Genomic DNA, 18,569 nt, shown 5'->3' with positions numbered 1-18,569 from the left:
TCATTCCCCCAGGTCGAGAGTGAGTTTGGTGACGGCGAACGCCTCGGCGTAGCGAGCGTGGCATTCGATGCCGCGGATCCGGGCGAGACCGAGGAAGGCCTCCCGGTCGTACCAGGGCCGGTGCCGCTGCGACGGGTAGTGCTCCTGGAGCAGCCGCACCTTCCGCTCGGCGGTCTCCGGCGACAGCGGCTGGTACGCCGTCATCCGGCCGAGGTCGCCGTCCCACTTGACGATCTCGTAGCCGAGCACGAGGTGGTCCCGGAACGCCGTGGTCATCAGCCGCGCCAGGCCGCGGTGGTCCTGGTGGGCGTCCTCGGTGCGCGGGGCCAGCACGAGGTCCGGCTCGGTGCGGGCGCGCAGCTCCTCGACCGCCGCCTTGGCCTCCTCCCAGTGCGCGGGCAACCGGCCGTCCGGCAGTTTCAGCACGGTCAGCCGCAGGTCGGCGCCGGGGCAGAAGGCGGCGAGCGCGGCCCGCTCCTCCTGCTCCCGCTCACCGCCGCCGCCGGACAGCACCAGCGCGTCGACGCGGATCCCCGGCCGGGCGAGGCACAGCGTCAGCAGCGTGCCGCCGGCGCCGATGGCGATGTCGTCGCAGTGCGCGCCCACCGCGACGACCCGGTCCGGGCCACCGGTGCGCAGCCGGATCACGCCCTCACCCCGGCGCCCGCACCGTCCCGTTCCCACACCGCCCACGGGCGGTCGCCGCGGGCGTAGGCCTCGTCGAGCGCGGCCCGCTCCTTCACGGTGTCGGTCGGCTTCCAGAAGCCGCGGTGCCGGTAGGCCACCAGCCGCCCCTGCTTGGCCAGCCCGCCGCACCCGTCGGCGACCAGGTCACCGCCCTCGGGGATGTGGTCGAGGACCTCCTGGCGGAGCACGAAGTAGCCGCCGTTCTCCCACAGCGGCAGTTCGCTCACCGGGGTGATGCCCCCCACCAGGCCGTCCTCGCCCAGGTCCACGCAGTGGAACGAGGACTGCGGCGGCACCACCATCATCGACGCGCCGGCGTCGCGCCGGGCGAACCGGTCGATCATCTCGGGCAGCGGGGCGTCGGTGAGGACGTCGGCGTAGTTGGCGAGGAACATCTCGTCGCCGTCCAGGTGGTGCCGCACCCGGCGCAGCCGCTCCCCGATCGGGGACTCGATGCCGGTCTGCGCGAACGTGATCGTCCAGTCGGCGATGTCGGTGGACAGCAACTCGGTCCGCCCGCCCCGCAGCACGAAGTCGTTGGACGTCGTCTCCTCGTAGTTGAGGAAGAAGTCCTTGATGTGGTGCGCCCCGTAGCCGAGGCACAGGATGAACTCCGTGTGCCCGTAGTACGCGTAGTAGCGCATGACGTGCCAGATCAGCGGGCGCGGCCCGACCATCGCCATCGGCTTGGGCACGTCGTCGGAGGTCCCGCTGCGCATCCGCAGCCCGTAACCGCCGCAGAACAGTACGACCTTCATCGCTCGACCTCGACAATGCTCAGTTCCGGTATGGGGAAGACCAGCCGTCCGCCCCACTCGTGCACGAAGGACAGCTGCTCGGTCAGCTCGGCCCGCAGGTTCCACGGGAGCACGAGGACGTAGTCCGGCCGGTCGGCGGCGATCCGCTCCGGCGCCAGGATCGGGATGCGGGTGCCGGGGGTGAACCTGCCGTGCTTGTAGGGGTTGCGGTCGACCGTGTACGGCAGCAGGTCGGGCCGGATGCCGCAGTGGTTGAGCAGGGTGTTGCCCTTGCCCGGCGCGCCGTAGCCGACGACCGTCTCACCGCGCTCCGCCGCCTCGATGAGGAACCGCAGCAGGTCCCGGCGCACCTTGGCCACCCGGGCGGCGAACTCGGCGTACCCGGACAGCTCCTGCAGCCCGGCGGCCTTCTCCCGGTCCAGCACCGCGGCCACCCGCCGGGACGGCTCACCGGCCACGCCCTCCGGCCGGGCCCACAGCCGGATCGAGCCGCCGTGCGTCGGCAGCAGCTCCACGTCCACCAGGGTCAGACCGCCGCTCGCCAGCGCCCGGGCCGCGGCCGCGACCGTGTAGTACTGGAAGTGCTCGTGGTAGATCGTGTCGTACTGGTTCTCCTCGATCAGGGTCAGCAGGTGCTGCACCTCGATCGACACCCAGCCGTCGTCGGCGACCAGGGCGCGCAGTCCCCGGGTGAAGCCGACCACGTCGGGGATGTGCGCGTACACGTTGTTCGCCACGACCAGGTCCGCCGGGCCGTGCTCGGCGCGCACGTCCGAGCCGGTGGCCGGGTCGAGGAACGCGGTGAGCGTGGGCACGCCCGCGTCCCGCGCCGCGGCGCCGACGTTCACCGACGGCTCGATGCCGAGGCAGCGGATCCCCCGGTCCACCACGTGCTTCAGCAGGTAACCGTCGTTGCTGGCGACCTCGACCACGAACGAGCCGGCGCCCAGCCCCAGCCGGGCGGCCGCGTCGGTGACGAACGTGCGCGCGTGCTCCACCCAGGAGGTCGAGTACGAGGAGAAGTACGCGTACTGGGTGAACGTCTCCTCCGGCGTGATCAGCGGAGGGATCTGCGCGAGCCAGCACTCCGTGCACACCCGCAGGTGCAGCGGGTACGCCGGCTCCGGCCGGTCCAGTTGGTCCGCGGCGAGAAAACTCTCGCACGGCGGAGTCGCCCCCAGGTCGACGACGCTCGCGAGCGCCGCCGAGCCGCAGAGTCGGCATCGTGTCATCTGCTTCCCCCATCCCGCCCGCGCGGGTGACCCCGCCGCGAGCCCGTGTCTCCGTCCCCCGGCGGCGGGCCGACCCCGCCGCCGAACCGCCCCGCGACCGCGGCGCGGTACCCCTCCAGCAGGCGCTCCAGCCCGACGGCCGGGCTGAAGTCCCGCTCGTAGCGGCGCCGGGCCGCCCGCCCCATCTCCCGGTTGCGAACCCGGTCGGCGGTGACCCGCCGCAGGCCGTCCGCGAGCGAGGCGGCGTCGCCCGGACGGTGCAGCAGCCCCGTACGCCCGTCCTCGACGAGTTCGGTGAAGGCGCCGTGCCCGGCGGCGACGGCCGGGACCCCCGCCGCCATGGCCTCCACGACCACCAGGCCGAACGTCTCCAGCCAGGTCGAGGGGGCCACCACGGCGACCGACCGCGCGACGGCCTCCCGGCACTGGGCGGTGTCGTACAGGCCGGCGTACCGGACGTCGTCCCGGCCCGCCGCCCAGGCGGCCACCTCCGCCTCCAGCGGCCCCGCGCCGGCGATCACCAGCGGCACGCCCGCACCGCCGCCGGCGGCGATCTCGTCCCAGGCGGCCATCAGCAGCCGCACGCCCTTGGCCTCCGCGAGGCGGCCGAGGAAGAGCACGTGCTCCCCGTCACCCGACCGGCGGACCTCCGGGTCGGGCACGAAGTTGTGCTTCACGGCCAGCCGTCCCGCCGGCAGGCCGGCGCCCACCAGGACCTCGCGCTGCGCCGCCGAGATGCAGAAGAACCGCTCCACGCCGGACCACCAGCGCCGCCGGTTCACCGACAGGCTGACCGCGAGCGGCACCGTCGCCAGCCGGGAGTCGCGGTAGCAGCCGTGCCGGACGGCGGGCAGCGGCGTCCTCCCGACGCACTCGGTGCACGGCCGGCCGTCCCGCTGGAGCGTGCCGGGCGGGCAGACCTGGGTGTAGTTGTGCAGCGTGGCGACGGCGGGCACCCCGGCGTCGGCGCAGGCGGCCAGCACCGCCGGCGACAGCAGCGGGAAGACGTTGTGGACGTGCACCACGTCCGGCCGTTCGTCCCGCAGCCGCGCGGCGAGCTCCCTGCGGACCGCCGGGTTCCACGGCACCAGCAGCGGCAGCGCGGCCTTGCCGGGCAGGGACCGGCCGGCGATGTCGTCGCTGCGCCGCTCGAACAGCCCCACCCGGTGGCCGGCCCCGCGCAGCAGCGCCACCTCCTGGTCGACGACGTTGTTCTCCCCGCTCGGCTGCGCCGAGGCGTAGCGGTTGTGCACCACGAGGACGTGCATGTCAGGTCACCTCCGATCGCTGGGCCCACCGCGGGACGCGCCGCCGGGGGACCGCGGGCGCCGGGCGGGAGGGGGCCGCCGCGGGCGCCACCAGCAGGGAGGCGGCCACGGTCAGGTGCAGCAGGTACGGCGAGGCGTCGCCCAGCCCGGCCTCGGTGTACGAGGCGATCGCGCAGTAGCTGATCAGGAACAGCGCGCAGGCCCTCGACAGCGACGGCGGCCGCAGCAGCGCGACACCGCCCAGCACGGCGATCATCGCGGCGACCAGGGTCACCCCGGTCATCCCCTGCTCGTGGTAGACGGCCAGCCAGCTGTTGTCGATGGGCAGCCCGCCGAACGACTTGTCGCCCAGGCCCGCGCCGAACAGGTACTCCGAGGTCGTCCGGGGTGCCGCCAGCAGGGCGTCCCACACCTTGGCCCGGCCGGTGAGGCTGGTGAAGTTCTCCTGGCTCTGCCCGCGCAGGAACCACGCCTGCAGCAGGGAGCCGAACCCCACCGCGGCCACGGCGGCCACCAGCACCGCCCAGGTGAAGAACCGGCGCGCGGCGGCGCTGGTCAGGACGAGCGAGCCGATCGCCACCGCCAGCCCGGCGACGAGACCGAGCGTGGCGGTACGGGTGTGGGTCAGCGCGAGCAGGACCAGGGCCGGCACGACGACCAGGGCCGCGCCGCGCCGGTCGGTGCGGCGGCCCAGCAGGAGCAGCACACAGAGCCCGGTGATCACGGCGGCGTACTGTCCGATCTGCGGCGGGGTGAGCGGCCACAGCGCGCCGACCAGCCGGCCGCCGTAGAGGTCGGGCAGGGCGGCGCCCGGGGAGACGGCGAGCCCGGCGGCCACCGAGCACAGCACCAGGAAGTACATCCGGATGTGGAGCCGCACGAAGGCAGTACCGCCGTCCCACCAGCGGCTGAGCAGCCACAGCGTGGCGACGAAGACGGTCAGCCGGGCACAGCGGAACAGCGCGCCGAGTCCCGACTCCAGGCTCGCGCTGGCGAGCACGCTCGGCACCAGCAGCAGGGTGAGCAGGAACAGGAAGGCGCTCGGCCGCACGCGCAGCCGGAGGTTGACCGCGAGCGCCAGCGTGAACGCGGCGACCAGCGCGCCCATGGTGACCATCTGGATGAGGGAGCGGGGCAGCGGCACGATGGTCTTCGCCCCGGCGGAGCCCAGCGTGTTGAGGACCAGCAGCCCCCAGGCCGTCCCGACGGCCCGCGGCATCCGGTCGGCACCCATGTCAGCCACCGTCCCGGGTACGGAAGGTGCTGCCCGCGTCCTGCCGGTACGGCGCGCCCTGCCACTGCCCGCGGTCCAGCACCCGGCTCGGGTCGTGGGCGACGAACTTCCACGCTCCGACGTAGACGTTGTCGTGCCAGCGGTTGTCCTGCCCGTGGGTGATCGCCTCGGCGACCCGCTCGCCCTGGTACGGCGACCAGTCCGGGTAGGTGCCGTAGTTGGCCAGCACCGCCATGCGGTCGCACCGGTCCGCGCAGTCGACGACGGACTTGTCCAGCAGGAAGCGGTTGTGGTGGATGTCCACCCGCTGGGTCTTCCACCGGCAGTCGGAGTGCAGGGGCGCGGCGGCGATCCCCGGCTGCGCGCAGCGGGCGGTGTCCTTCACCAGCAGCGTGCAGTCGCCGGAGGAGGTGTTGGCGGGGCTGTTGCAGAACCGGTCGGCGTTCTCCCACAGGGTGATGCCGGACCAGTTGTCCTCCAGCACGTTCCGGTGGATCTCGATCCGGTCCGTGCGGGCGGGCACCCGCGGTTCGCCGCCGGACTCGGACACGTAGACCGTCGCGAACGGGAAGGTGTCGCCGCGGTCGGCGTACCTGCGGCCCTCGACCCAGTTGTTGCGGCGGATCGTGTTCCCCCGGACGACCGCGTTGTAGCTGGTCTCGTAGATCAGCGCGGCACCGTCGTTGGCCTCCAGCACGTTGTCCTCGATGCGGAAGTCGTTGTTGTTGGTGTCCGCCCACAGCCCGGCCCCGCGGTTGTCGTGCACCCAGTTGCCGCGCACGTCGGCGCCGTCCACGGCCCAGAACTTGATGCCGCCGGTGCAGCCGCAGCCCGGCCGCTTCCGCTCCCAGTCGCCGGTGTTGTTGCCGGTGATCTCGTTGCCCTCGACCACCAGGCCGGTGATGCGGTCACCGGCCTTGTAGGCGTTCATGCCGTACTGGCCGTTGTCGCGCAGGCAGCTGGCGCGGACCCGCTGGCGGGCGCCGGCCATCAGCCCGGCGCCGGTGTTGTTGCGGATCGTCGTGTGCTCGATCACCCACCCGTCGGCGGAGTCGTGGTTGACCACGCCCTCGTCGTGCGGCGCGACGAACCCGCGCACCGTCAGGTGGCGGAGGGTGACGTCCCGGGCGGCGCCGCCGAACGCGTACTGGTTGGTCGTGCGGCCGTCGAGCACCGCGCCCGGTGCCCCGAGGTAGGTGTTGCCCTCCTTGGGGACGACCTGGGCGTAGCGGTCCGGGCCGAGCCGGTGCGTGCCCGGCCGGAGCCAGAAGGTGGTGCCCGGGGGACTGCTCCTGGTCTTCGCGGCGAGGTCGCCGGTGACCGCCGGGTCGACGGTCACCGCGCCCGCCGGCGCCTTCGCCGGTCCGGGGGCCGGCCGGTCGCACACCCGGGGCACGGGAGCGGACGGCGCGGCGGTCGGCTCCGGCCGTGCGTCCGGCGTGCCGTCGCAGCCGGTCGCCGCCAGCAGGACCAGCGCCAGCGCCAGCGGTGCCGCCGGTGCCGCCCGGCGCCGCCACGTGCCTCCCACCTGCCCTCCTCCCCTCAGTCCTGGAAGCCGAGCACGGTGGTGAAGCCCTCCGTGCCGTCGGTGAAGCCGGTGCCGACCAGCGTGGTGGCGGGCTCCCTGCGGCCGAAGCCGGGGGAGTACCAGCCCAGCGGCGGGTCGCTCTCGCCGCGGTGCGCCCGCCACTCCAGTGCCGCGGGCAGGTCGAGCACCGCGGAGCGGTCCTCGCCGTCCCGGGCCCAGGTGAGCACCGCCCGGTCGCCCGCCAGGTCCGCGGTGACCGCGGGCCCGAGGTGGAACGCCAGCCGGACGGCCCGGCGGGGGCCGCTCACCTCGTCGACCACCCTCAGTTCCCTGGTCGCGTACGTGAGTTCCACCCGGCGGCGGTGCACGGACGTCCCGTACCCGTCGTGCTCGGCGCACCAGCGGGCCGCCTCCTCGCCGGAGGTGTCCACGGACAGGACGCGGCTGCGGGCGTGCCGGGTCCACAGGAACGGGCCGCCGGAGACGGACTGGTCGGTGCCGTCCAGTTCCAGGGTGTTGTGGCCGAGGGTCGACCGGAAGTACCGCCGCCACTCGGGCTGCCCGTGGTAGCAGTAGGTCCCCGGGTCGGCGAGCACGTCGACCCCGTCGTGCCGGACCTCCACGGACAGCGCGTCCGCGTGGGCGTGCGCGGCGATGGACAGGAACCCGTGCGGGCCGCCGTCGCACCGGCACCAGATCCCTCCGGGGCCGCGCAGGACGGTGAGCCCCGCGTCGGCGAAGTGGTCCGGCCTCCGCGCCGGCCGGGACACGGCCGGCGCGGAACCGGCCCGGACCGTCCCGCCGTCCGGCGGCCGTACGAGCCCGGCGGCGCCGGACGGACGGCGGAGCCACCGGTCCGGGAGCGCTCCGCGGCCGGCACGCGGGACCGTCCCGGGGCGCGGCGACCCGCCCGGGGACGCCGGGCGGCCGGGGCGCGCGCCGGCCGCGGAAGCGGGGGAGAGGTCCGGGCCGGTTCCGGGCCGGACCAGAGCGGCCAGCAGCGGGGTGCGCACGTCCGTGCCGGTCACCTCCGGCCACCACGGGAGTCGGCCGAACACGGCCTCCCCGGTGGCCAGCAGCGAACCCCAGCGGTCGGTGCCCGCCCCGTCCAGGACCAGACCGTGCCCGTCGTCGGCGTCCCCCTGGCGCGGAGGCCGCAGCCGGTCGTCCACGACGGCCGCGAGCGCGTCCGTCATCCGCAGCAGCACCAGCCGCACGGTCGCCGGCACCGGCACGCCCGCGGCGTCGGCCTCGGCGACGGCGGCCAGGCCGAGTTCCAGGACCAGCCCGTGGTACTCGGTGGCCAGCTCGCGGTTGAGGCCGGAGCGGAAGGTGTTGCCGCGCAGGTGCCGGTCGAGGGACCGCAGCGCGTCGTCCCGCAGCCGCGCCGAGCCGGGGAACCAGCCGAACGCGCAGGCGGCGGCGAGCTGTCCGGCCGCCTCGGCGACCGCGTGGTTGTTGGCCGAGGACCCCCGGCTGGGGAAGGCGGCCAGCCAGCGCTGGTGGTGCCAGATCTGGTTCCGTGCCACCGGGTTGTCCTCGAACAGCCCGGCCGCGCCCGGCCAGCCGTCCAGCAGCCGCCGGATCCACACCCAGGACAGCAGCCGGATGCCCAGCTCGATGCCGCTGGTCCAGTGCACCCCGCGCAGCGGCGGGTTGGCCGCCCACCACGACCGCAGGTGCCCGGCGACGCGCTCGGCGTACCGCTCGTCCCCGGTGACCGCGTGGGCGGCGGCGAGCACGGTGAGGTACTGGTGCCGGGAGGGCTCCCAGATCTGCTTGATGTCACCGACCGCGTCCTCGTCCCGGTACGGCACGTCGAAGGCGTAGCCTCCCGGGGCCCGGCGCCCGGTCTTCGGGTCGGACCACCAGTCCGGGTCGGTGAGGTCGTCGCGCTCCACCCCGAAGAAGCCGCCGTGCCCGGCCATCAGCCGGTCCGCCTCGGCGACCAGGCGTTTCGCGGCGTCCGGCGGCACCGCGTCGACCGTCCCGGCGGGCAGGACGGCGGTGAACCGGGCGCCGGTCACGTCCGGGCAGTCCGGCGGCGGCGCCGACCGCCACCGCCGCCTGCGCACCGCGTCACCCACCCGGCCGCCGACCTCCCGCGGCCCCATCCGGGACAGCCGCCGCAGGTACCATCCCCGACTGCCCGCGCGCACGGTCATCGCGCCCCCGCCAGCGTCACCGGCACGCCCGCGGCCAGGCCGGCCGGCACGGCGAGGGTCGCCGCCGTGGTGGCGACCAGCGACTCCAGCGGCACCGGCATCGGGCCGCCCGTCCGCACCGCCCTGACGAAGGCGGCCAGTTGCGCCGACTGGCCCTTGTCCCGGGCCTTGGGCAGCCGCGAGCTGACCCACCGCTTGCGGCCGTCGTAGACCGAGGCACGGACGAAGTCGTCGAGGCGCAGCGCCCGGCCGTCCGCGACCAGGTCGATGGTCTCCTTGGGGAAGCCCGCCGGTCCCGTGGTGACGTAGCCGATGCTCGCGGTGGACCCGCCCGGGTAGCGCAGCACGACCTGGAGGTCCTCGCCGCCGGGCGTGGTGAGCGCGTACACCGAGACCGGGTCGGCCCCGAGCAGCCGGCTCGCCGTGTCGATGAAGTGCCCGCCCTCGCCCACGAACCGCGAGCCCTCCGTGCCCTGCTGGAGGTACCAGCTGCCGTGGTCGAGACGGCCCGCGTTGACCAGGCAGCGGACGTGTCCCGGCCCGTTCCGGGCGCCGAACCTCTCCATCGCCTCCCGCAGCAGCGGCGCGAAGCGGCGGTTGAAGCCCACCTGGAGCCGGTCGTTGCCGGACTCCTCCACGGCCGCCAGCACGCCCGCCAGTTCGTCCCCGGAGAGCGCCAGCGGCTTCTCCACGAACACCGCCTTGCCGGCCAGCAGCGCCTTGCGGGTCAGGCCGGCGTGCGAACTGTGCCGGGTGACCACGAACACCGCGTCGACGGCCGGGTCGCCGAGCACGGCGTCGAGATCGGTGGTCGCCCCGGCGAAGCCGAACTTCCGCTGCGCGTTGGCCGCGGACAGCGCCGTCGTGGTGACGACCGCGGACAGCTCGACACCCTCGCGCCCCACCAGGTGCGGCAGCAGCATCGACGTGGCGTAGTTGCCCGCGCCGACGAACGCCAGCCGCACCGGCGTCCCGGCGGCCCGCGCCGGGGCGGACACCGGGCCGCCGCGGCGCACCGCGGGCACCGCCACCTCCGGGGCCGGCGCCTCCACCGCCTGCCCGGGGTAACGGAACAGCACGGCCACGGCCTTCAGGCCGCCGTCCTGCAGGCTCCGGTACGTCTCGACGGCGTCGTCGAAGTCGGCCGTGCGGGAGACCAGCGGCCCCACGTCGACGCGGCCCCGGGCGGCGAGGTCGAGGAAGCACGCCAGGTTGCGGCGCTCGGTCCAGCGCACGTAGCCCACCGGGTAGTCCCGGCCCTGGAGTTCGTACTCCGGGTCGTAGCGCCCGGGGCCGTAGCTGCGGGAGAACCGGACGTCGAGTTCCTTCTCGTAGTACGCGTTCCACGGCAGGTCGAGGCGGCACTTGCCGATGTCGACCACCCGGCCCCGGTCCCGGGAGAGCCGGGCGGCCAGCTCGACGGGCTGGTTGCTGTCGCCGCCGGCGGCCAGGTACACCTGGTCCACGCCCAGCCCGCCGGTGAGTTCGGCCACGGCCTGCTCCACGGCCGGGGAACCGGGGTCGGCGCAGGCCGTCGCGCCGAGCCGCCCGGCGAGCTCGCAGCGCACCGGGTCGGGGTCGGCCCCGACGACCCGGACGCCCGAGGCGGCGAGCAGCTGCACCACCAACTGGCCGATCAGCCCGAGGCCGATGACGAGGGCGACGTCGCCGAGCTGCGGCTCGCCCCGGCGCACCCCCTGCAGCGCGATCGACCCGACGGTGCCGAAGGCCGCGTGCTCGGGCGCGAGACCGTCCGGCACCGGGGAGTAGAGGTTCTTCGGTACCCAGTTCAGCTCGGCGTGCAGCGCGTGCTCGTTCCCGGCGCAGGCCACCAGGTCGCCGGCCTTGACGTCGTCGATCCCGTCACCGACCTGCTCCACCACCCCGCACAGCGAGTAGCCGAGCGGCGTGTAGGAGTCCAGCTTGCCCATCACCTTGCGGTAGGTGGCGGGCACGCCGTTGACGGCGACGCTCTGCACCACCTTGGCCACCTGGTCCGGGCGGGAGCGGGCCTTGCCCAGCATCGACATGCCGGCCTCGGACACCTTCATCAGCTCGGTGCCGGTGGAGATCAGCGAGTAGGCGGTGCGCACCAGCACCCCGCCCGGCTTGCACCCCGGCACCGGCACGTCGAGCAGCGCCAGTTCGCCGGTCTTGTAGTTCTGTACGACCTGTTTCACCGAAGTCCTCTTGTTCTCTACGCCGTCGGAGGGTTCTGGCCGGACCCGGAGGTCGCGCCGCGGTACCAGTACTCGAGGGTCAGCACGTGCCACAGATGCTTGGAGTAGTCCTGCTGTCCGGCGGCGTCCGCGGCGACGAGCCGCTGGAGGGCGTCGCGGCGCAGGAAGCCGGAGCGGACGAGTTCGCCGTCGTCGACCACCTCGCGCACCAGCGGTGCCAGGTCCCGGCTCATCCAGGCCCGCAGCGGGGCGCTGAACAGGCCCTTGGGCCGGTGGACGATCTCCCGGGGCAGGACCGAGACGGCCGCCTCCTTGAGGACGGCCTTCCCCTGCCGTCCGGCGATCTTGCGGCGGCCGGGCACGGCGAACGCCGCCTTCACCACCTCGACGTCCACGTACGGCACCCGCACCTCGGTCGAGGCGGCCATGCTGGAGCGGTCGGTGTACGCGAGGTTCAGCCCCGGCAGGAACATGCGGGTGTCGGCCAGGCACATGCGGTTGACGAAGTCGTCCAGGCCGTTGTCCGCGTAGACGTCCGCGTGCTCGGTCAGTACGTCGTCGACCGTCCCGGCGAGGTCCGGGTCGATCAGGCCGAGCAGTTCGTGCCGGTCGTAGAGGGTGTAGCTGCGCCGGAAGGCGGTCTCCTCCGGCAGGCCGGCGAAGGACAGGAACCGTTTCGCGAAGCGCACCGACCGGTACCCCCGGCGGGCGGTGGCCACCGGCAGCCGGTCCACGGCGCCGGACACCCCGCGCCGCAGGGGCCCCGGGACCTGCTGGTAGCGCAGTGCCAGCAGGTTGGCCAGGTGTTTGCGGTATCCGGCGAACAGCTCGTCGGCGCCCATCCCCGAGAGCATCACCTTCACCCCGGCCTCCCGGGCGGCCGAGCAGATCAGGAACGTGTTGATCGCGGCGGGATCGCCGATCGGCTCGTCCAGGTGGTACGTCATCCGCGGCAGCAGGTCGAGCACGTCCGGGGCGATCTCGATCTCGCGCAGGTCGACGCCGAACCGCTCGGCCACCTGCCGGGCGTACCGCAGGTCGTCCGGCATCGCCTCGAATCTCGCGTCCTCGGCGCGGAACCCGATCGTGTACGCGGCGATCCCCGGCCGGTCGCGGGCCGCCAGCGCGGTCAGGTAGCTGGAGTCCAGGCCGCCGGAGAGGAAGGTCGCCACCGGCACGTCGGAGAGCAGGTGACGCCGGGTCGACTCCTCCACGACGGCGGCGACGTCCGGCTGCTCCCCGGCCAGGGACCGCTCCCGGGCCTCGGCGGCGACGTCCCTCAGGTTCCAGTACCGGCCACGCTCCACCCGGCCGTCGGGCCGGCACCTCAGCCAGCTGCCCGGCGGCAGCTTCTCCGCCTCGCGGAACGCGCACCGCGAGTCCGGGACCCAGTAGTAGAGCAGTGAGGCCACCAGGGCCGCGTGGTCCACCTCCAGCGACCCGCCGGTCACGGCGGCGAGCGCCTTGAGCTCGGAGGCGAACACCAGGCCCTCGCCGCGCCGCAGCAGGAACAGCGGTTTGACGCCGAGCTGGTCGCGGGCGAGCACCAGCTCACCGGTCCGCTCGTCGAAGACCCCGAACGCGAACATGCCGCGCAGCCGGGGAAGGCAGTCCGTGCCCCAGCGCCGCCACGCCTCCAGCAGCACCTCGGTGTCGGAGGTGCCGCGGAAGCGCACCCCGGCGGACTCCAGTTCGGCGCGCAGCTCGGGCGCGTTGTACAGCTCCCCGTTGTACGTCAGGACGAGGCCGCCGGAGACCATCGGCTGGGCGCCGGTCCCGGACAGGTCGATCACGGCCAGCCGGCGGTGCCCGAGGTGCACCTCGCCGTCCCCCAGGGAGTGGCTGTACCGGCCCGCCCCGTCGGGCCCGCGGTGGGCGAGGGTGTCGGTGAGCCGGTCGGTGACGGCCTTCCCGTCCGGCCATCGGTACGTGCCTGAGATGCCACACATGTACTACCGCGCCTCCTGGTCGCTGTCCTGGACCCGGGCCGCCGCCGTCGGCTGCCGCTCGGCCCGCCGCGGGCCGTCCCCCACTGCCTGGACGGCGCGGGAGGTACCCCCACCGTTCCGCCGGGCCGCCCGCTCGCCGTGGCCGCGCGGACCGGGGTACGGGCCGGTGGGCGGGCCGTCCCACAGGGTGCCGTCGGTCCGGTCCCGCGGGTCCGGGTCGATCAGCACCACGCCGATCACCGCGACACGCTGTTCCGCGAGCTGCCGCGCCACGGTGTGCAGCCACGCGGTGCTGCCGTGCCCCGCCCGCACGACCAGCACGGTCCGGGTGCCGAGGTACCGCAGGTCGGTCCACGCCGTGCCGGGCGCCACCGAGCCGACGCCGATGCCGCGCTGCCCGGGCGGCACGTCCGCGGCCCGTCCGCCGTCGATCACAACCGGGTCCCCGGGCCGCGGGCGGCGGCGCGAGAGCTGCGGGCCCGGCAGACCGTCGACGACGGCCACGGGTTCCTCCGCCGCCAGCGCGCGGGCGAGGTCCAGGGCGATGTCACCCGCGGCGCGGGCACAGCCCAGCTCCAGCAGCGACAGCGGCTCCGCGGAGGAGCGCACGGTGCGGGTCAGGGACGTGGTGAGGCGGGTGCGTGCCGTCCGGGTCCGGCGGCGCCGCCACGGCGCGGCCGTCCGGCGGGGCAGTTCGGCGACGACCGAGGCACCGAGGTGCGCCGCGATGTCCCGGCGCAGCACGGGGCGGTCCGCCACCACCGAGGTGACCGCGGCCACCGCGAGTCCGAGGGCGAGCCCGAGGACGAGACCGATCGCTCCGTCGGTGGCGGCCGTCCTGGGCAGGGAGTGCCGCACCACGCGCGGCGCGTCCACGACCTGGGTGCCGGCCACGAGCCGGGGCGTGCCGACGCGTGCTTCCGCGGCGCGCTGGCCGAAGTCGGTGATGCGGGAGGTGAGTTCGGCCCGGCGGGCGAAGAGCGACTCCATGTCCGCCGAATCCCGCGGATCGCTCTCGGGAGGTCCGTCCCCGATCGTCTCGTTGACCCGGTCGAGCTCCTCCCGCATGCGGTCCCGCTGTTCGAGCAGCGTCTCGGCCTCGGCGTTCGCGGCTTCCCTGATGCGCCGCACGTGGTCCGTGACGAACGCGTCGGCCAGGGCACCGGCGCGGGCGACCGCTTCCGCGTCGGTGTCACCGGTGACCGTGATCCGGAGCAGGTTGTTGGTGAGACCGAGACCCTCGTAGTCCGCCATGAAGTCCTCCGGCTTCTCCGGGGACCCGAGGGACTTCAGCGCCGCACCGGCGATCCGTGTGGTGTGCAGCAGGGCGGCGTCGGTGCGGATGAGCGTCCCGGGGTCGTTCGGCTGGTCCTGCTGGTGGGCGACCAGCACCTGGGTCACCGCGGTCGGCGGCGGGGGCAGGAGCACCGCCACCGCCGTGCCGGCGAGCAGCCCGAACAGGGCCAGGGCACACCACAGGCGCCGCCGTCTGCGTACCGCGACCACCAGGGAGTGCAGGTCCAGCAGCGGGGCGGAGACCGGTGCGTCCGGTGCGGCGGGTGTCGTCACGCCGGACCTCCCGTCGTGCCGTCGCCCACCGCGAGCGCCGGCGCCGCGGCGTCCCGGGGGCGGTCGGCGGCCCGTGCCGCAGGGGTGGGCACCGGGTCGGCGAGGACGACGCCGACCACCTCGTGCCCCGCGTCCGCGCACGCCTCGGCGAGGCCGGTGAGTTCCTCGGTGGTCCAGTCGCCCGCGCCGAGCACGACGAGGGCGCCGGACGCGTCGTCGTGGTCCGGCACGACCGGCCGGGGCACCGGTACGCGCACCACCCGCAGGCGCGGATCGTCCCCGGCCTCGGCGGCGAGCCGCTCGGCGGCCCGCAGGGCGGTCACGTCGCCGTCGGGGACCACGGCCAGCAGCCGCCGGGGGGCGGGCAGCCGGTCACGGAGGCGGGCGCACACCCGCCGGTAGCGGAGCCGGCGGCCGGTCTCGTCGCCGGACGCCCGCGGGGCGGGCGCGTCCCACCGGGTGCCGGTGCCGAGCAGCCGGCTGATCCGGGCCCGTGTGCCGTGCTCCCCGGGCCGGTGCGCGGGGCGTTCACCGGGTACGTCGACGGTGCCCAGCGGTGTCGTGCGGAGCGCCGCGGCGATCTCCGGCGCGGTGCGCGGCCGGCGGTTCACGCGGGCGGCGGTGAGGTGGCCGACGACCGCGAGGAGGAAGAACGACAGGGCTCCGGCGGCGACGAGGTGCGGCCTGGTCGGCGGTGCCTCGCCGTCCGGCCGGGCCGCCGGACCCATGACCACCAGACCGGTCCCGGCCGCGGCGGGGCCGGCCTGGTCCAGCTTGGTGACGGCCTCCTGGAGCGCGGTGCGCAGCTTCGCGAGCTCGGTGCGGGTCTGCACGCTCTCCACGGTCCGCCCCGGGTCGGCCGCGTCGGCCAGTTCGGTGATGCGGCGGCTGGTCCGCAGCACGAGCTGCCGGAGTTCCTCGGGCCGTGCCGCCGCCACGGGGTCGGCGGTGTCGGCGACGACCCGCGCGGTGAAGGTGACGTACTGCTCGACCATCACGTCCGCGAGCCGCTGGGCGCGCCCGGGGGTGTCGGCGGTGCCCGAGATCTCGATGATGTTCCCGTCGGCGGCCCTGGCGGACACCCGGTCCCGCAGGTCGCCTCCCCCGGCCCCGTCCCGGTCGAGCTCGGCGGCGGCGCGGTCGACCACCACCGAACTCGTCGCGATCTCCACCTGGGTCAGCAGCTCGCGTTCCTCCCACGCCCCCGGCAGCAGCACCGACGCCGACGTCGTGTAGCGCGGCGGGAACACCAGGGAGGCGCCGTAGCCGACGAGCGCGCCCAGCACGGTGAGGACGGCGAGCAGCCGCCGGCGGCGGCGGATCAGCCGCCCGATCGTGACCAGGCGAATCGTGTCCTCGCTCAACGACGCGGCCTCTTCCCTGCCCGGCCCGGACCGGCCGCCCGCACCGGAGGCCGGTCGCGGCAGGCGGCGGCGTAGGCGGCGAGCAGCGACGCCTGCGAATGGCGCCAGGAGAGCGGTCCGCCGATCCGCTCCTGGCCGATCCTGCCCATCCGGGAGCGGGTCTCCGGCTCGTCCAGCAGCCGCGCGACGAGCCGGGCGAACTCCGCCTCGTCGTTCGCGGGCGCGTAGACGGCGGCGTCTGCGGCGGAGACGCGCGCCTCACGGAGGTCGAACGAGACGACCGGACGGCCCATCACCATGTACTCCAGGACCTTGTTCATGGTCGACACGTCATTGAGCGGGTTGTGCGGGTCGGGGGAGAGGCACACGTCCGCGGTGGACAGGTAGCGCACCAGGTCGGCGTCCGGGACACGGCCGGTGAACTGCACCTGGTCCGCGAGTCCGAGCCGCCCGGACAGCTCCACCATCGCGTCGAAGGTGTCGCCGCCGCCGACGAACACCGCGTGCCAGTCGGTCCGTCCGACCTCGTCACGCAGTTTCGCCAGGGCCCGCAGGGCGTAGTCGACGCCGTCCTGCGGCCCCATCACACCCAGGTAGCACAGCAGATGGGGCTTGCCGCGCTTCAGCTCCGGTTCGGGCGGCACGGGGTGGAAGCGGCCGGTGTCCGGGGCGCTGCGCACCACGAACACGTCCTCGGGCCGCCGCCCGCCGCGGCGCACCGCGACGTCCCGGTAGCTCTCGTTCGTGGCGAGCACGACGTCCGCGGCCCGGTAGGTCATCCGCTCCAGCGCGCACACGCCGCGGTACAGCAGGTCCTTCCCGCGGCCGAACCGGGAGAGGTACAGCTCGGGTACCAGGTCGTGCTGGTCGAAGACGAACCGCGCGCCGCGCCGCTTCATCCACAGGGCGGGCAGGAACAGCAGGTCGGGCGGGTTGCAGGCGTGCACCACGTCGACCGGGCCGACCCTCCGGGCCAGCCGTACGGTGTGCCACAGCGCCGATCCGTACTCCCGCAGGTAGCCGGCCGGGCCGCCGGTGGCCGCGCGCAGCGGGTAGCGGTGGATCCGCACCCCGTCGATCACCGCTTCGGGCTCCGTGTCCCGCTTGGTGCCCCGCGGGCAGATGACGTGCACCTCCCAGCCCGCGTCGCGCAGGGTGGCGCACTCCTGCCACACCCGCCGGTCGAACGGCACCGACAGGTTCTCCACGAGGATCAGTGCGCGCCGGTCCGTGCGGCCGCCGCCGGCCGGGTCCGTGAACGATGTGTCACCAAGCAAGGCCCATGTACCCCGGTTCGGTCCGGCGCGCCTCGGCGTCGGGAAGGCGGACGAGATCGACGATCACCGGGCCACCGCCGCCACGGGGCAGCGCCGACAGGACGGCCGGGTCCCGGGTCCCGACCAGGCACACCTCGGCGTGTTCGAGCACCTCGTCGACGGAGTCCGCGAGGAGCTGCGCGAGGTGCGGCAGCCGGTTCTCGATGTACTCGCGGTTCGCGCCGAGCAGCCGGGACAGGCTCACGTTGGCGTCGTGGATCCGCAGGTCGTACCCCTTGCCGAAGAGACGTTCCGCCAGTTCGACGAGCGGGCTCTCGCGGAGGTCGTCGGTGCCGGGTTTGAAGGACAGCCCGAACATCCCGACCCGGCGCTTGCCGGTGCGCTCCACCAGTTCCACCGCGCGTTGCAGGTGGTCGGCGTTGGAGGGCAGCACGTGGGCGAGGATGGGCACCGAGACGTCGGCGCGCCGGGCCGCGTGGACCAGGCTGCGCAGGTCCTTGGGCAGGCAGGAGCCGCCGAAGGCGAAGCCGGGCCGCAGGTAGGCGGGGCTGATGTTCAGCTTGCGGTCGGCCAGGAACACGTCCATGACCTGGTGCGAGTCCACCCCGAGGGCCTGGCACACCGCGCCCAGCTCGTTCGCGAAGCCGATCTTGAGGCCGTGGAAGGCGTTGTCGGCGTACTTGATCGCCTCGGCCGTGGGGATCGGCACCCGGAACACCTCGCCGGGCAGACCGTCGTACAGCGCCGCCACCACGTCGCCGCTCGCCGGGTCGAGCTCACCGATGACGGTCTTGGGCGGGTCGAAGAAGTCCCGCACGCTGGTGCCCTCGCGCAGGAACTCCGGGTTGACCGCGACCCCGATGTCCACGCCGGCCGTGCCGCCGACGTACTTCTCCAGGATCGGCACCAGCAGGTCGAGGCAGGTGCCGGGGAGCATGGTGCTGCGGAACACCACGGTGTGCCGCCCGCCCCGCTCGGCGAGCGCCGCGCCGATCTGCTCGGTGACCCGCTCCAGGTAGGTGGTGCAGAGGCTGCCGTTGGGCTCCGAGGGGGTGCCCACGCAGACCAGCGACACCTCGCTGTCCCGGATCGCCTCGCGGACGTCGCCGGTGGCGCGTAACGCCCCGGTCCGCACGACCCCTTCGATCAGCTCGCCGATCCGCTCCTCGACCACCGGGGCCCTGCCGTCGTTGACCAGGTCGACCTTGACCTGGTTGACGTCCACCCCGACGACGCTGTGCCCCATGTCGGCCAGGCACGCGGCCGACACACAGCCCACGTAGCCGAGCCCGAACACGCTGATTCTCATGACCCGTTCCTCCCCCCAGGCAGGCCCTCGCGGCCTGCTGTCCGCGCGC

Annotated in this window: 13 protein-coding genes; all 13 read right to left on the bottom strand. The window is 74.5% G+C overall.

What is annotated here, in order from left to right; translation table 11 throughout:
• From IE118_RS13055 to IE118_RS12995, 13 genes are read right to left on the bottom strand one after another with little or no spacing between them, the layout of a single operon-like run.
• The gene (locus IE118_RS13055) at positions 1 to 648 is read right to left on the bottom strand and encodes a PIG-L deacetylase family protein (RefSeq protein ID WP_189557972.1); all 648 of its coding nucleotides are present in this window, start codon (positions 646 to 648) and stop codon (positions 1 to 3) included.
• The gene (locus tag IE118_RS13050; RefSeq protein WP_189557971.1) at positions 645 to 1,445 is read right to left on the bottom strand and encodes a glycosyltransferase family protein; all 801 of its coding nucleotides are present in this window, start codon (positions 1,443 to 1,445) and stop codon (positions 645 to 647) included. The genes IE118_RS13055 and IE118_RS13050 overlap by 4 nt, the downstream gene beginning before the upstream one ends.
• Positions 1,442 to 2,677 carry a class I SAM-dependent methyltransferase gene (locus IE118_RS13045; RefSeq protein WP_189557970.1) on the bottom strand — a complete coding sequence of 412 codons (1,236 nt, stop codon included), beginning with the start codon at positions 2,675 to 2,677 and terminating at the stop codon, positions 1,442 to 1,444. The genes IE118_RS13050 and IE118_RS13045 overlap by 4 nt, the downstream gene beginning before the upstream one ends.
• The gene (locus tag IE118_RS13040; RefSeq protein ID WP_189557969.1) at positions 2,674 to 3,945 is read right to left on the bottom strand and encodes a glycosyltransferase; all 1,272 of its coding nucleotides are present in this window, start codon (positions 3,943 to 3,945) and stop codon (positions 2,674 to 2,676) included. The genes IE118_RS13045 and IE118_RS13040 overlap by 4 nt, the downstream gene beginning before the upstream one ends.
• Before the next feature lies 1 nt (position 3,946).
• On the bottom strand, positions 3,947 to 5,179 hold the full coding sequence (locus IE118_RS13035) for an O-antigen ligase domain-containing protein (RefSeq protein WP_189557968.1): 1,233 nt from the start codon (positions 5,177 to 5,179) through the stop codon (positions 3,947 to 3,949).
• 1 nt (position 5,180) lies between these two features.
• A complete protein-coding gene (locus IE118_RS13030; protein WP_189557967.1) occupies positions 5,181 to 6,707 on the bottom strand; it encodes a right-handed parallel beta-helix repeat-containing protein in 1,527 nt (508 codons plus the stop codon).
• A gap of 14 nt (positions 6,708 to 6,721) precedes the next feature.
• Entirely contained in the window at positions 6,722 to 8,872 is a 2,151-nt protein-coding gene (locus IE118_RS13025; protein WP_189557966.1) for an alginate lyase family protein, read from the bottom strand.
• The gene (locus IE118_RS13020) at positions 8,869 to 11,052 is read right to left on the bottom strand and encodes a bi-domain-containing oxidoreductase (RefSeq protein ID WP_189557965.1); all 2,184 of its coding nucleotides are present in this window, start codon (positions 11,050 to 11,052) and stop codon (positions 8,869 to 8,871) included. Before IE118_RS13020 ends, IE118_RS13025 begins: the two co-directional genes overlap by 4 nt.
• A gap of 17 nt (positions 11,053 to 11,069) precedes the next feature.
• Positions 11,070 to 13,001 (bottom strand): asparagine synthase (glutamine-hydrolyzing), encoded by a 1,932-nt coding sequence (asnB, locus tag IE118_RS13015; RefSeq protein WP_189557964.1) that lies wholly within the window; start codon positions 12,999 to 13,001, stop codon positions 11,070 to 11,072.
• 3 nt (positions 13,002 to 13,004) lie between these two features.
• Positions 13,005 to 14,570: a Wzz/FepE/Etk N-terminal domain-containing protein gene (locus IE118_RS13010; RefSeq protein ID WP_189557963.1), complete on the bottom strand. Its 1,566-nt coding sequence runs from the start codon at positions 14,568 to 14,570 to the stop codon at positions 13,005 to 13,007.
• Positions 14,567 to 15,934 carry a Wzz/FepE/Etk N-terminal domain-containing protein gene (locus IE118_RS13005; RefSeq protein ID WP_189557962.1) on the bottom strand — a complete coding sequence of 456 codons (1,368 nt, stop codon included), beginning with the start codon at positions 15,932 to 15,934 and terminating at the stop codon, positions 14,567 to 14,569. Before IE118_RS13005 ends, IE118_RS13010 begins: the two co-directional genes overlap by 4 nt.
• On the bottom strand, positions 15,931 to 17,211 hold the full coding sequence (locus IE118_RS13000) for a glycosyltransferase family 4 protein (RefSeq protein ID WP_189557961.1): 1,281 nt from the start codon (positions 17,209 to 17,211) through the stop codon (positions 15,931 to 15,933). Before IE118_RS13000 ends, IE118_RS13005 begins: the two co-directional genes overlap by 4 nt.
• A complete protein-coding gene (locus IE118_RS12995; protein ID WP_189557960.1) occupies positions 17,201 to 18,520 on the bottom strand; it encodes a nucleotide sugar dehydrogenase in 1,320 nt (439 codons plus the stop codon). The genes IE118_RS13000 and IE118_RS12995 overlap by 11 nt, the downstream gene beginning before the upstream one ends.
• Between the last annotated feature and the right edge of the window lie 49 nt (positions 18,521 to 18,569).

This window comes from Streptomyces pilosus, assembly GCF_014649835.1.
GTDB lineage: Bacteria > Actinomycetota > Actinomycetes > Streptomycetales > Streptomycetaceae > Streptomyces > Streptomyces pilosus.
The sequence above is the reverse complement of the archived record's forward strand: the minus strand, read 5'-3'. Positions and strand labels throughout refer to the sequence as shown.

What these genes read in the sequence shown, in the direction of transcription:
- asnB (WP_189557964.1), bottom strand. Translation starts at nt 13,001, where the DNA reads ATGTGTGGCATCTCAGGCACGTACCGATGGCCGGACGGGAAGGCCGTC.
- IE118_RS13045 (WP_189557970.1), bottom strand. Translation starts at nt 2,677, where the DNA reads ATGACACGATGCCGACTCTGCGGCTCGGCGGCGCTCGCGAGCGTCGTC.
- IE118_RS13035 (WP_189557968.1), bottom strand. Translation starts at nt 5,179, where the DNA reads ATGGGTGCCGACCGGATGCCGCGGGCCGTCGGGACGGCCTGGGGGCTG.
- IE118_RS13050 (WP_189557971.1), bottom strand. Translation starts at nt 1,445, where the DNA reads ATGAAGGTCGTACTGTTCTGCGGCGGTTACGGGCTGCGGATGCGCAGC.
- IE118_RS12995 (WP_189557960.1), bottom strand. Translation starts at nt 18,520, where the DNA reads ATGAGAATCAGCGTGTTCGGGCTCGGCTACGTGGGCTGTGTGTCGGCC.
- IE118_RS13040 (WP_189557969.1), bottom strand. Translation starts at nt 3,945, where the DNA reads ATGCACGTCCTCGTGGTGCACAACCGCTACGCCTCGGCGCAGCCGAGC.
- IE118_RS13025 (WP_189557966.1), bottom strand. Translation starts at nt 8,872, where the DNA reads ATGACCGTGCGCGCGGGCAGTCGGGGATGGTACCTGCGGCGGCTGTCC.